A 13,169-nucleotide genomic window follows, 5' to 3' on the forward strand; every position below is an offset into this window, starting at 1 on the left:
GCAAAAGCGGTATGTGCCAAGCGTTTACCGGCGTGGAACCAGTGCCGTGATAGCGCCTTGAATCCGTTCCGTGCAAGGCTGGTCGCGGCGATGTCGGCGTGTGTCGAGGTGTATCCAGCCGCCCATGGCGGCGACAGCCATCGTAGAGTCGAAGCTGCCCGACGGAGGGCGTCGGGCGGGGGCGGATCCTGGCGGGGATCCGGCCCCGTTTTTTTTGCCCAACCGCAACGCCGGGCATGGCCCGGCGCTACCGTTTCCGCACGTTGATCAATACCGGTAGTTCACCTTCATCCACAGGCTGCGGCCCGGCTCGTTGATGCGCACCGGGTCGGCCGGGAAGCCGAAGTCGGCGCTGCCGGCCAGGTTCAGATGCTCGCTGTAGGCACGGTCGAACAGGTTGTCGACGCCCGCGCTGAGTTGCAGCTGCGAACTGAAGCGGTACGCCGCGTTGAGCGCGAAGGTGGCAAAGCCAGCGCTCGGTCCGAGATCCTGTGCGACCACGTTGCCTTGGCCATCTGCGACACGATGCTGGTGGGTCACCGCGCGCAGCAGTGCACCGGCGCTCCAGCGCTGGCCTTCCCAGTTCGCACTCAGGCGTGCTTCCAGCGGTGGCATCTGCGGCAGCGGGCGCTGCTGGTCGCGGTTCTCGCCCCAGGCATAGGCCAGCGTGCCGCCCAGCTTCCACTGCTCGGCCACGCTTACTTCCAGCCCGGCTTCAGCACCGGCGATGCGCGCATCAACGTTGCTGGCCTGGCTCATGCCCATCATGCCGCTGCCGTGGTAGGTGAACAGGATGTAGTCCTGGATCTGCCCGGCGTACGCCGAAACCCACGCCTGCACGCGCGATCCCTTGTACTGCAGTCCGACATCGAGCTGGGTGGTGCGCTCAGGCTGCACGCCGGTGAACGCGTTCACTGCACCTGCAGGGCCATGGTTGGGCGAGAACAGCTCCCAGTAGTCGGGCATGCGTTCACTGTGGCCGAGGCCGGCGTACCAGGTCAGGCCATCGGCCAGATCCTGTTCGTAGCGCAGGAAACCGCTGCCGAGCCATTCCTTGCGGCGCTGGCCTGCGGTCGAATTGGGCATGTTGCCCATCATGCCGCGGATCGACTGTCGCTCATCGCGCACGCTGGCGCGGTCAATGCGCAGGCCACTGATCCACCGCTGGTCGGTGCCGGCACCCAGCGTCAGTTCGGTGAACACGCCATAGCGGCGGAAGTTGGCATCGGTCTCCCAGGCCGCCTGTCGGTAGGTGTCGCGGCCCATGCCCATACGGCCACGATGGCGGCTGTCTTCGCCATCCACACCCGCCACCAGCTGCACGTCCTGCCAGCGCCACTCGGAACTGACCCGACCGCCCTGGGTACGGCGATCCACGTTCGAGGCCATCGGCATCGGCATCATGCTGTGCGGGTTCGGCGTGCGCAGCGTGTAGTTGTCCATCACGTGGTCGGCCTCGTTGTAGTACACGTTGGCCTGCAACGTATCCCACGCACCCGGCAGGTTGCGCTTCTCGAAGCGTGCCGCGTAGCTGGTGCGTTCGAACGCGGCACCGTCCATGCCGCGCCCGGCGTAACGCGCGATCGCATCGCCGGCACCGGCGGAGATTTCCAGCAGCGTATCGGCATCCGGCGTCCAGCCGATGGCCACGTCGCCATTCCACTTGCGCCACTTCGACGGCACCACATCACCGTGGCCATCCTTGTAGTCGTCAGCTTCGGAACGGTTGCCGCTGGCACGTACATAACCGGTCGGATTGCCCAGGGTCAGGTCCAGCACCTGGTCGTTGCGGTTGCGCGAGCCGACCAGCGCACTGGCGTCCGCCCGCAGGCCAGGCTCCTCGAAGCGCGGCGTATCGCGCTCGAAACGCACGGTGCCAGCCGACGCACCTGCGCCCCAGCGCACGCTCTGCGGGCCCTTGATGATGGTCAGCCGGTCGAAGCTTTCCGGCGCGATGTAGGACAGCGGGTTGTCCATGCGCGACGGACAGGCACCGATCAGGTTGCCGTCATTGCTGAGGATGTTCAGCCGCGAACCGAACATGCCGCGCAGCACCGGATCACCATTGGTGCCGCCGTTGCGGATGGCGGAAAAACCGGGAACGGTCTTCAGGTAATCGGCGCCATCACTGGCGGGCACCGGCTGCCGCGGCAGGCGCGGGTCGGTCACCCAGTGCAGCGGCGAGGACGGTGCGGCGGCGGTGACCACCATCGTGTCGAGGGTACGCGCCTCTTCGGCAGGCGCAGCGTGGGCCAGTGACGCGGCCACGGCCAGGCCAAGGGCAACCGGCAGGCGCGCGCAGGCGCCCGCGGGGCGGGAAGTCATTTTCATCGGAACAGCTCCAAGGTACGCACGCGCGCACGGCGCCCGGTCAGGCGTCGTGCGGCAGATTCGATAGGGACATCAGCGGACGATGGAGAGGCGCGGCGGCCCACGTGCGGCATGCGCCGGCCAGCGCAGCGCGGGCAGCACTTGTTGCGACCACGGGAACACCAGCCGCGGCCGCCACAGCAGTGGCAACAGCAGCACCAGCACCGCCAGCCACGGCAGCAGGCGCATGGCCAGCACGCAGTATTCGCAGGCTTCGCCGTGCATGGCGTGGGGGTCGGCCGGACGGCTGGGTGCGGCCGGCACGGCGCCGTGCTGATCGTGCCCGGCCATGGCCATGGCGTGCATGTCATGGCCCATGGCAGCGTGGTCCATGCCTGCCATCGCGGCGTGCTCCATCGGCTGCGCCTGCAGCGCGCGGCTGACCAATGGTGCAAGCACCATCAGCAGCGTCGCCACGACGGCGAGCTGGAGCAGAAGGCGCTGCGGGCGGGACAGGCGGGTCACCCCGCTAGTGTAGAGCGGGGTCCAGGGTTGCCCGTGCGACGAACCGTCGCAGGAGGGGGGTTATCGGCAGGGCTGCGCCCTGCACCCGCAGAGGCCACGTCCAAGGCAAGAGCCGAAGCAACATCAAAAGCTGGCTTCCTGTGGGTAGGCGGGGTGGGTCCGGTTGCGGGAGACGCCGTAAACCCGTCCCTGGAGGCTCGGTCGCGCCATCCATGGCGCTCACGCCCCCGCAACCGGACCCACCCCGCCTTCGACAGATTCCCGCGATCTGCTGTAGATCCACGCCATGCGTGGATGAATCTCCATCGGAATCGAATATTTCGAATTGGAATCGAAAAGCATCCACGCATGGCGTGGATCTACCGTGTCGACCAAGGTCGACACCTACCAACAGCCATCGGAATCTGTCAGAGGTGGGGCGGTGTGGGCAGGCAGGACCGTTGGCGCCATGGATGGCGCCATCGAGCCCCCATGGATGGGTTTACGGCGTGTCCTGCCTGCCCACACCGCCCCGCCATCCCACAGGAAACCCGCATTTGATGTTGATGTTGCTGCTGAGGTTGCCGGCCAGCGGCCGGCACTACCGCAGGTGCAGGGCGCAGCCCTGCTCGACCAACCTCACACCGTGATGGTCTGGGTCAGTGACTCCCACGTCGGGGGTACCGGCCACGCCGCCGCCTGGTTGCCATCCAGCACCCGCCGCAGGTCGCGCGGATCGATCTGCGGTGCCAGCACGTGCACCAGCTCCAGCGCGTAATCACGCAGCACGCGGTCGCGCGGCAGCACCGCCCAGGCAATGCATTCAGTGATCGGCTCCGGGGCCGGCCACGAGCGCAGATCTTCGTCGTTGGAACTGACCGCCATCTCGGCCAGCAGGCCTACGCCCAGACCGGTACGTACGTAGGTCTTGATCAGGTCGGCATCGAGCGCGGTCAGTGCCAGGTCGGGCACCAGCCCATTGGCGGCGAAGGCGCGCTGCAGCGACGAGTTCGGTCGCGTCGAGGATTCGTAGCTGATCAAGGGCTGGCGGGCCAGCGCGGCCAGGTCCGGTGCGCGGCCGGCACGGTCCAGCGGGTGGCCCTTCGGCACCACCACCAGACGTCGCCAGCGGAACAGCGGCACCGCGATGCCATCGGTGGGCTCACCGCCGGCGGTGCTGATGATGGCGATATCCGCATCACCCTGGTTCAAGCGATCCAGCGCGTCGGCTTCACCGGCCTGCTGCAGGTGCACGCTCACCTGGGGATAGGCCTGCTTGATCGCTGCCACCGCCGGCGGCAGCACGAAGCGCGCCTGGGTGTGGGTGGTGGTCAGGATCAGCTGGCCCTGGCTCTCGCGGCGCTGGTTGGCCGCATAGGTGCGGATGTTGTTGGCCTCGGCCAGCACCGAACGGGCGCGGGCAATCACCTCAGTGCCGGCCGGGGTGACCGACTCCAGGCTGCGGCCCTTGCGCACGAACAACAGGAAACCCAGCTCGTCCTCCAGCTGCTTGAGCTGCTTGGACAGGCCAGGCTGGGTGGCATGCACGCGCGAGGCGGCCAGCGTGATGTTCAGCTCGGCGTCGGCGATGGCAACCAGGTAGCGCAGCTGGGTCAGCGTCATGGGAGGCAGGCGGCGTGGGGCGGAGGTCCACTCTAGGGTCAATTGCCGTCACCAGCTTATAACCAAAGGTTGTTTAAGAAAGGTATCTGGTCATTTCCGGGCGTCATATGCCGGCGCTACGGTCAGCCGGCAGCCGCTGGCCTGAACAGCCAGCCCTCCCCCTTCGCCCGCCGAAGCCCGGCGTGGCCCCGTTTCCGGAGCGCTTCCATGGCCCTGTACGACTCCATTCTCGATACCGTCGGCAACACCCCCATCGTCAGGCTGCAGCGCCTGGCGCCGCCACAGGTCAGCGTCTACGCCAAGGTCGAGTCGTTCAACCCCGGCGGTTCGGTGAAGGACCGCCTGGCGCTGGCGATCATCCTCGACGCCGAAGCACGCGGCCTGCTCAAGCCGGGCGACACCATCGTCGAAGCCACTTCAGGCAACACCGGCGTGGCACTGGCGATGGTCGCCGCCGCGCGCGGCTACAAGTTCGTGGCGACCATGGTCGAGACCTTCTCGGTCGAGCGCCGCAAGCTGATGCGTGCCTACGGTGCCAAGGTGATCCTGACCCCGGCCGCCGAACGCGGCAGCGGCATGGTGCGCAAAGCGGCTGAACTGGCCGAACAGCACGGCTGGTTCCTGGCCAGCCAGTTCGCCAACCCGGCCAACCCGGCCTACCACCGCAACACCACCGCCGCCGAAATCCTGCGCGACTTCGCCGGCAAGCGGCTGGACTATTTCGTCAGCGGCTGGGGCACCGGCGGCACGCTCACCGGTGTTGGCGAAGTGCTGAAGGTCGCGCGCCCGCAGACCCGCATCATCGCCACCGAACCGGCCGGCGCCGCACTGTTGAAGGGCGACGATTGGAAGCCGCACAAGATCCAGGGCTGGACGCCGGATTTCGTGCCGGACGTGCTCAACCGCGATGTGGTGGATGAACTGGTGACGGTGGAAGATGACCGCGCCATCGCCACCGCACGCCGACTGGCTGCGGAGGAAGGCATCTTCGTCGGCATCTCCGCCGGCGCTACCGTGGCCAGCGCACTGGACGTGGCTGCCCGTGCTGAACCGGGCTCGGTGATCCTGGCGATGCTGCCGGACACCGGTGAACGCTATTTCTCCACGCCGCTGTTCGCCGATGTGAATGAGGGTTCCGACGACGACTGGCTGGCCGGCCTGCCGTGACTCCCGGGGTCAGAGCTTTTCCGTTCGGAAAAGGATCCGACCCCATTCTGCTGGATGCCCGGGGTCGGATCCCTTTTCCGCTGGCAAAGGGCTCTGACCCCTTTCTGCTTCAGCCTGCGTGAAGGCGCCGCCCGCCATCGTGCGTGAAGGCCGTCGGATCGCAGCGCGTGAGACGGTCATGACGCAGTATCGATGCCCTGTCCCCTACCGTGGGAACAGCCGGCGCAGATGCTGCGCGGAACACCTCACAGGCAGGAGACGGACGCATGAAGATCGAAGTTTGGCAGGGCGACATCACGACCCTGGCGGTGGATGCGATCGTCAACGCGGCCAATGAAACATTGCTCGGTGGCGGCGGTGTCGACGGTGCGATCCATCGTGCCGCGGGCCCTGCGCTGCTGGCCGAGTGCGAGCAGTTGCCGGAACTGCGCGCGGGCGTGCGCTGCCCGACCGGCGAAGTGCGCGCCACCGACGCTTATGCATTGCCGGCGCGGCATGTACTGCACACGGTGGGCCCGGTCTGGCATGACGGTCAGCGTGACGAACCGGCGCTGCTGGCCAACTGCTACTGGAAATCGCTGCAACTGGCCGAATCGTTGGGCGTGCAGTCGATCGCATTCCCGGCGATCAGCTGCGGTGTGTATGGCTATCCGCTGTACCAGGCCGCGCAGATCGCGGTGACCGAAACACTGGCGTGGCAGCGCAGCCATGCACAGCCGATGCGCATCGTGCTGGTGGCGTTCAATACCGCCACGGCAAAGGCCTACCAGCAGGCACTGACCGCCGCGGGACAAAGCACGGACAACGAACCGCGCGGGTCGATGCTGCCGCCCCTGGGTGATGTGGGCTTCGCCGCTGCGCACTGAACCACCCCACGGCAGGTAAAAGAAAAGGCCGGGCATTGCCCGGCCTTTTCCGTTGCAGCCTTGATGTCATCCACGCGCAGCGTGGATCACGCTCAACGGCTGGCGGCTTCCACCGCGGCGGCGTCATCGGCCACGGCGGCCGCGTCGGCGGCCGCACGTGCCGCGGAGGCCGCAGCCCCATCGGCGCTGGCACCTTCGACCTGCACGCGCACTTCCACCATGCCCGCACCGTTGTTCAGGCTGGACACGTCGACCGTGTAGTGACCGGCCGGCAGGGTCTCTTCCAGGCGCGAATTGGTACCGTTGCCACCGTCATCATCGGTCAGCTCGACGTCGCCGCCGACCACGCGCAGCACGGTATCGACCTGGCTGGAAATCGCATCCAGGCGCACGTCAGCCGGGCGCTCCAGGGTCAGCAGGAAACGGCGGCGGCCATCGTTGTCGAGCATCGTGTACACGCTGCCCGACTTCGGCAGCGCCGTGCCATCGCGTTCGACCAGATTGCCGGGCAGCTCGATGCGGTTGGCCGACAGGGTGAACATGCCGTTGACGCCGTCGCCCAAACCGCGCGCGGTCAGGGTGTACTTGCCCGGCTTCAGCGACAGGTTCAGGCGCGAGTTGGTGCTGTCCCCGCCATCGTCATTCTCGGCGTCCACGCCCTGGCCCGACAGCTTCAGCACCGGATCGAAGACATCCGACACCAGGCGGATCTCGTACAGGCCGGCCTTGTCCACCTGCAGGGTGTAGTCCTGGGAACCACCGGCCAGCATGTCGACGATCTCGCCACTGCCCGCCAGCGGCTTGCCGTCATACGGCACCAGCTTCTCGGCGCGCAGGCGATACGGACCGTAATCGGTCGAGCCGTTGGCGTTGACCGCTACCTGGTAGGTGCCACCACCGTTGGCACGGAAGGCCAGCGAGACGTCGCCTTCGCGCTCGTAGCCGGTGTTGCTGCTGGCCACCAGGCTGCCGTTGTTGAACACAGCGATCGAGCCGCTCAGCGAACCGGTCAGCTTCAGCCCAACCAGCTGCTTGTCTTCCAGCTTGATCTGGTAGAGCTGGTGATGGCTGCCGTCGTTGTAGTTGATGCCGCTGCGCGAGGTGATCTCGCCGGATACCGGCTTGTCGAAATCGAGCGACGCGGCCTTGCCTGCGTCACCACCGCCGCCGAAACGGTTGCAACCGCCGGCGACCAGGACCGTGGCGACGGCCAGTGTGATTGCTGCCAAACGCATGTTTTTTCTCCTTGGCCTTCCATGTATGTCCCGCACACCGGCCCGGTGCGTGGGGGCGGAAACGATACCCGCAAAAGCAAACGCCGGCGTGATGCCGGCGTTGCCTTGTTCATCCAGCGATGGGACGGATCAACCGTTCCACTTGCCCAGCGCGGCCAGGCCGTTGTCCTTGGCGCGCTCGTACACGGTCTTCTGGGCAGCAGCGTAGTTGCCCTTCATGTCCTTGGCCCACAGCTTCAGCGCGGCCTGCTGCATGGCGCGGCCGTAGGAGAAGCTCAGCGGCCACGGCAGGTTGCCCAGCTGGTTCATCGCGTTCAGGTGCTCGGTGGACTGCTCGTCGCTCTGGCCACCGGACAGGAACACCACGCCCGGCAGGATGGCCGGCACGGTGCTCTTCAGGCACATCACGGTCGACTCGGCCACTTCCTCGACGTCGGCCTGCTCATCGCATCCCTTGCCGGAGATGACCATCGAGGCCTTCAGGATGGTGCCTTCCAGCAGCACGTTCTGCTGGTACAGGGCGTCGAACAGCGAACGCAGGGTCGCTTCGGTGACTTCGTAGCAGGTCTCGATGTCGTGGTCGCCGTCCATGATCACTTCCGGCTCGACCATCGGCACCAGGCCGCATTCCTGGCACAGGGCGGCATAGCGGGCCAGCGCGTGGGCGTTGGACTCGATGCAGGTGCCCGACGGAATGCTTTCGCCGATGTTGATCACCGCACGCCACTTGGCGAAGCGCGCACCCAGCTTGTAGTACTCCTGCAGGCGCTCGCGCAGGCCGTCCAGGCCTTCGGTCACCAGCTCGCCCGGGCAGCCGGCCAGCGGGTGTGCACCCTTGTCCACCTTGATGCCCGGAATCATGCCGTGGTCGGCCATGTACTTGGCGAACGGCACGCCGTCCTTGGTCGACTGACGGATGGTTTCGTCAAACAGGATGGCGCCGGAAATGTGCTCGTTGAGCTTCGGCGTGGTCAGCAGCAGTTCGCGGTAGGCACGACGGTTCTCCTCGGTGTTCTCGATACCGACGCCAGCGAAACGCTTGGCGATGGTAGCGGTGGATTCGTCGATCGCGATGATGCCCTTGCCCGGGGCAACCATGGCCTGGGCGGTTTCAGCCAGCTGTTCGATGCTCATGTACTTCCTGTGGCGGGTGCGGGAAAAACGTAAGTATAGCCCCGCTACCCGTTGCCTCGCCGTGGAGGCCAGGCTGGAAACGATTCCAATGTCCACACCGGACAAGGGATGTCCTGCGGCGTGGGGTCAGAGCCCCTGCGGGGATCTGACCCCGGGGTCGGATCCGCAACGCGGCTCCGACCCCAGGCCAACAATACTTACAGGTCGCCCAGACCGCTGGCGCGGCCGTCGTCGCCCACTTCCAGCAGGCGCAGGGTGTTGGTCGCGCCCAGGGTTTCCATGTGCTCACCGCTGGTGAACACCACGCGGTCACCGGCCTGCAGCAGTTCGGCTTCCACCAGCAGGCGGATGCTGCCGCGAGCGGCTTCGCGCGGGGTCAGGCCACGGCTGTCGAAGTTGATCGGGTAGACATCGCGCATCAGCGCCATCTGCCGGCGCGCGCCGTCGTGGCGGGTCACCGCGAACACCGGCGCCTTGGCGCGGAAACGCGACAGGTAGCGGGCGGTACCGCCGGATTCGGTCATCGCCACGATCGCGCGCACGCCCACATGCTGCGACAGGAACATGGTGGCCATGGCGATGGCCTGGTCGGCACGTTCCAGGTTGCGCGGCGAAGCGTTGAAATCGGTCTCGGTCTGGAACTGGCGCTCGGCGCCCAGGCAGATACGTGCCATCGCTTCCACGGCCTTGACCGGGTAGGCACCGGCAGCGGTTTCGGCCGACAGCATCACCGCGTCGGTACCGTCGATGACCGAGTTGGCCACGTCCAGCACTTCGGCACGGGTCGGGATCGGGCTTTCGACCATCGACTGCAGCATCTGCGTGGCGGTGATCACCACCTTGTTCTGTGCCAGCGAGGCCTTGATGATCTTCTTCTGCAGGCCCGGCAGTTCGGCATCGCCGATTTCCACGCCGAGGTCGCCACGGGCCACCATCACCACGTCGCTGGCCTCGACGATCTCTTCCAGGTTCTCGATCGCCTCGGTACGTTCGATCTTCGACACCAGCGCAGCATCGCAGCCATGCGAGCGGGCGATGTCACGCGCGTCGTTCATGTCCTGCGCGTTGCGGCAGAACGACACGGCGATGAAGTCGACACCGATCTTGGCGACGATGCCGATCAGCTCCTTGTCGCGCTCGGTCAGCGCGCCCAGCGAGAGGCCGCCGCCCTGCTTGTTCAGGCCCTTGCGGTCGGACAGCACACCGTCGTTGAGCACGGTGTTGATGATGCGTTCGCCCTGCACCTCCACCACCTGCAGCTGCATCAGGCCATCGTCGAGCAGCAGCACATCGCCCGGGCCCACGTCCTGCGGCAGGCCGAGGTAGCTCACGCCCACCTGGGTCGTATCGCCGGGGCCGGCGTTGGTGCTGGCGATCAGGTCGAAGCGGTCACCCGCCTTCAGCTGCACCTTGCCTTCGGCGAAGCGTTCGATGCGGATCTTCGGGCCCGGCAGATCGGCCAGGATGCCCACTTCCACGCCGACGCGGGCCGCAGCGGCGCGCACTTCGGCAGCACGCTTGGCCTGGCCGGACGGATCGCCGTGGCTGAAGTTCAGGCGCACCACGTTGACGCCAGCGCGGAACAGATCCTCCAGCACGCCCGGCGGATCAGTGGCCGGACCGAGGGTGGCAAGGATCTTGGTGCGACGCTGACGCTCGAACATGATGAAGGGGCCTCTCCCGATAAAGAACGGAAATTAGCACATCCTTCACGCCGCATGTATACGGTTACAGCCTTGTGCTGCCTGACTTCGCGGGTCATGGAACGGACATCACCCGGACATACGCCGGCGCAGGGGGCGGTTGTGTAGAGCCGAGCCCATGCTCGGCTGCCCCATGGCCCAGAACCAGCCGAGCATGGGCTCGGCTCCACAGAGGACTAGGCCAGCAGCGTTTCCAGCTGCGCCGGCTCACTGGCCAGCTGGCCGGCACCGGCTTCGGTGAGTTCGGCCTCGCCGCCGAAGCCCCACAGCACACCGACACTGCGCAGGCCGTGGTGACGCGCGCCTTCGATGTCCATGCGGCGGTCGCCGATCATCCAGCACTGCTCGGGCTGCACCTGCAGCCGACGCAGCGCCTCACCCACCAGTTCCGGCTTGTGGCTGCGCGAGCCGTCCAGGGTGGAACCGACGATCTCCTCGAACAACCCGCCGAACGGCAGGTGGGCGAGGATACGGCGCGCGTGCGGCTCGTTCTTGGCCGTGACCACCGCCAGGCGGTGGCCGCGACCGTGCAGCGTGCGAAGGGTGTCTTCCACCTGCGGGTACACCGTGTGCTCGCGCCAGCCCTCGGCGTCGAAGCGCTCACGGTAGTAGCCCACCGCCTGTTCCACCCGCGCCGGTTCACCGAACAACGGCGCGAAGGTGGTGCGCAGCGACGGACCGATCCAGCCCAGCAGCGTCTCCTGCGGCGGCACCGGATGGTCCATCTTCTGCAGCGCGTAAGCGATGCAGGCGGTGATGCCCACCTGCGAATCGATCAGCGTGCCGTCCAGGTCGAAGAACAGCACATCCTTGCTGCGCTCGACACTCATGCGCCGCGTGCGTCGAGTGCGGCCACCGCCGGCAGGGTCTTGCCTTCCAGGAACTCCAGGAACGCACCACCGCCGGTGGAGATGTAGCTGACCTGCTCGGCGATATCGAACTTGTCCACCGCCGCCAGGGTGTCACCACCGCCGGCGATGGAGAATGCCGGCGAGCTGGCGATGGCGCGGGCCAGCGCTTCGGTGCCCTTGCTGAAGGCCTCGAATTCGAACACACCGACCGGACCGTTCCAGACCACGGTACCGGCCTTCCCGATCAGCTGCGCGTACTGCGCGGCGGTCTGCGGGCCGATGTCCAGGATCAGGTCGTCTTCGGCAACGGCGTCGACCGCCTTCACTTCGGCAACCGCGTCCGGCATGAACTGCTTGGCGGTGACCACGTCCACCGGCAGCGGGATATCGGCGCCACGCGCCTTGGCATCGGCCACGATCTTCTTCGCCGTGTCCAGCAGGTCCGGCTCGTACAGCGACTTGCCGACGTTGTAGCCGGCGGCAGCGATGAAGGTGTTGGCGATGCCACCACCGACGATCAGCTGATCGACCTTGCCGACCAGGTTGGCCAGCAGTTCCAGCTTGGTGCTGACCTTGCTGCCGGCGACGATGGCCAGCAGCGGCTTGGCCGGTGCATCCAGCGCCTGCGCCAGCGCGTCAAGTTCGGCCATCAGCAGCGGGCCACCGGCAGCGACCGGGGCGAAGCGGATGACACCGTGGGTGGACGCCTGCGCACGGTGCGCGGTGCCGAAGGCATCCATCACGAACACATCGCACAGCGCCGCGTACTTCTTCGACAGGGCTTCATCGTCCTTGCCCTCGCCGACGTTCATGCGGCAGTTTTCCAGCAGCACCAGCTGGCCCGGCTGCACGTCGACGCCGTCGACCCAGTCACGCACCAGCGGGACCTCACGGCCGAGCAGCTCGGACAGGCGCTGGGCGACCGGCGCCAGCGAATCGGCTTCGCTCCACACGCCTTCCTTCGGGCGCCCCAGGTGCGAGGTGACCATCACCGCCGCGCCCTGCTCCAGCGCGCGCTTGAGCGTCGGCAGCGAAGCGGTGATGCGCTGTTCGGAGGTGATGCGGCCATTCTCGATCGGCACGTTCAGATCCTGGCGGATCAGCACGCGCTTGCCGGAGAGGTCGAGGTCGGTCATGCGGACGATGGACATGGGCAACTCTTTGGCTCAGGGACGGGATGCCGGGCTACGGCAGACGGCCATTGTATCGGGTGCGGGTGGTGGGAGGGCCGATGCCTGCGGCAGGCAGAGGCGCAAAAGCAACAGCAACAGCCAGAGCCAAAGCCAAAGCGCTGGCGCCTTGTGATGCTGTGGGTGAGCCGGGGCGGTGTGGGCTGGCAGGGGACGCCGTGAATCCGTCCATGGAGGCTTGGCAGCCGCTTGCTCGTGTGCGCTGTCCTGCGCACACGGCAAGACCGGGGTTGGGCGTCCTGCCCAACCCGCCCGAGGCATGCCTCGGGCCCATGCGGCTGACACCCCTGCCAGCCCACACCGCCCCGGCCTCGGCAGGTTCATGAGGAAGAGCGGATGGCAAAGGCAGAGGCAAGAGCGGTTTCTGGTGTCGGGAAAAAATGGAGAGCCGAGCGTGGGCTCGGCTCTACAAAGAGCGCGCAGCCAAGCTGCTTTTGCTTTTGCTTTGCTCTTCTTTTTCTCTTCCGTGGGTGGACGCACACGGAAACCGTCAGAGGCCGGGCGGGTGGGCTGGGCAGGGGTATCCGCGCCATGGATGGCGCGGCTAAGCCTCCAAGGACGGATTCACGGCGTCCCCTGCCCAGCC

10 protein-coding genes are annotated in these 13,169 nt (G+C 66.7%); 2 read left to right on the forward strand and 8 right to left on the reverse strand.

Features of this window, described 5'->3' with window-relative positions:
• Positions 1 to 267 precede the first annotated feature (267 nt).
• The 3 genes from ACJ7C5_RS15685 to ACJ7C5_RS15695 all read right to left on the reverse strand — a co-directional run bounded on the left by ACJ7C5_RS15685 (position 268) and on the right by ACJ7C5_RS15695 (position 4,437).
• On the reverse strand, positions 268 to 2,331 hold the full coding sequence (locus ACJ7C5_RS15685) for a TonB-dependent copper receptor (protein WP_412704410.1): 2,064 nt from the start codon (positions 2,329 to 2,331) through the stop codon (positions 268 to 270).
• A gap of 72 nt (positions 2,332 to 2,403) precedes the next feature.
• The gene (locus tag ACJ7C5_RS15690; RefSeq protein ID WP_093999595.1) at positions 2,404 to 2,835 is read right to left on the reverse strand and encodes a DUF2946 domain-containing protein; all 432 of its coding nucleotides are present in this window, start codon (positions 2,833 to 2,835) and stop codon (positions 2,404 to 2,406) included.
• A 618-nt stretch (positions 2,836 to 3,453) separates the two neighbouring features.
• Positions 3,454 to 4,437, reverse strand: a complete 984-nt coding sequence (locus tag ACJ7C5_RS15695; protein ID WP_088026948.1) for a LysR family transcriptional regulator — start codon at positions 4,435 to 4,437, stop codon at positions 3,454 to 3,456.
• Between the two features lie 207 nt (positions 4,438 to 4,644).
• Here ACJ7C5_RS15695 and cysK point away from each other — a divergent pair, with 207 nt between their 5' ends.
• Together cysK and ACJ7C5_RS15705 are read left to right on the forward strand one after the other, a co-directional pair.
• Positions 4,645 to 5,604 (forward strand): cysteine synthase A, encoded by a 960-nt coding sequence (gene cysK, locus ACJ7C5_RS15700; protein WP_088026949.1) that lies wholly within the window; start codon positions 4,645 to 4,647, stop codon positions 5,602 to 5,604.
• Between the two features lie 266 nt (positions 5,605 to 5,870).
• On the forward strand, positions 5,871 to 6,470 hold the full coding sequence (locus ACJ7C5_RS15705; protein ID WP_412704411.1) for an O-acetyl-ADP-ribose deacetylase: 600 nt from the start codon (positions 5,871 to 5,873) through the stop codon (positions 6,468 to 6,470).
• A gap of 92 nt (positions 6,471 to 6,562) precedes the next feature.
• Here ACJ7C5_RS15705 and ACJ7C5_RS15710 read toward each other — a convergent pair whose 3' ends face one another.
• From ACJ7C5_RS15710 to ACJ7C5_RS15730, 5 genes are all read right to left on the reverse strand, one after another.
• Positions 6,563 to 7,705 (reverse strand): hypothetical protein, encoded by a 1,143-nt coding sequence (locus ACJ7C5_RS15710; RefSeq protein WP_412704412.1) that lies wholly within the window; start codon positions 7,703 to 7,705, stop codon positions 6,563 to 6,565.
• Between the two features lie 129 nt (positions 7,706 to 7,834).
• Positions 7,835 to 8,839 carry a class I fructose-bisphosphate aldolase gene (locus ACJ7C5_RS15715; protein WP_010481439.1) on the reverse strand — a complete coding sequence of 335 codons (1,005 nt, stop codon included), beginning with the start codon at positions 8,837 to 8,839 and terminating at the stop codon, positions 7,835 to 7,837.
• Between the two features lie 197 nt (positions 8,840 to 9,036).
• Complete coding sequence (gene pyk, locus ACJ7C5_RS15720) at positions 9,037 to 10,503, reverse strand: pyruvate kinase (RefSeq protein WP_093999591.1); 1,467 nt, start codon at positions 10,501 to 10,503, stop codon at positions 9,037 to 9,039.
• A gap of 215 nt (positions 10,504 to 10,718) precedes the next feature.
• A complete protein-coding gene (locus tag ACJ7C5_RS15725; RefSeq protein WP_412704413.1) occupies positions 10,719 to 11,372 on the reverse strand; it encodes an HAD-IA family hydrolase in 654 nt (217 codons plus the stop codon).
• Positions 11,369 to 12,544, reverse strand: a complete 1,176-nt coding sequence (locus ACJ7C5_RS15730; RefSeq protein ID WP_088026954.1) for a phosphoglycerate kinase — start codon at positions 12,542 to 12,544, stop codon at positions 11,369 to 11,371. Before ACJ7C5_RS15730 ends, ACJ7C5_RS15725 begins: the two co-directional genes overlap by 4 nt.
• Between the last annotated feature and the right edge of the window lie 625 nt (positions 12,545 to 13,169).

It is taken from the genome of Nocardiopsis yanglingensis (genome assembly GCF_045809185.1).
GTDB lineage: Bacteria > Pseudomonadota > Gammaproteobacteria > Xanthomonadales > Xanthomonadaceae > Stenotrophomonas > Stenotrophomonas yanglingensis.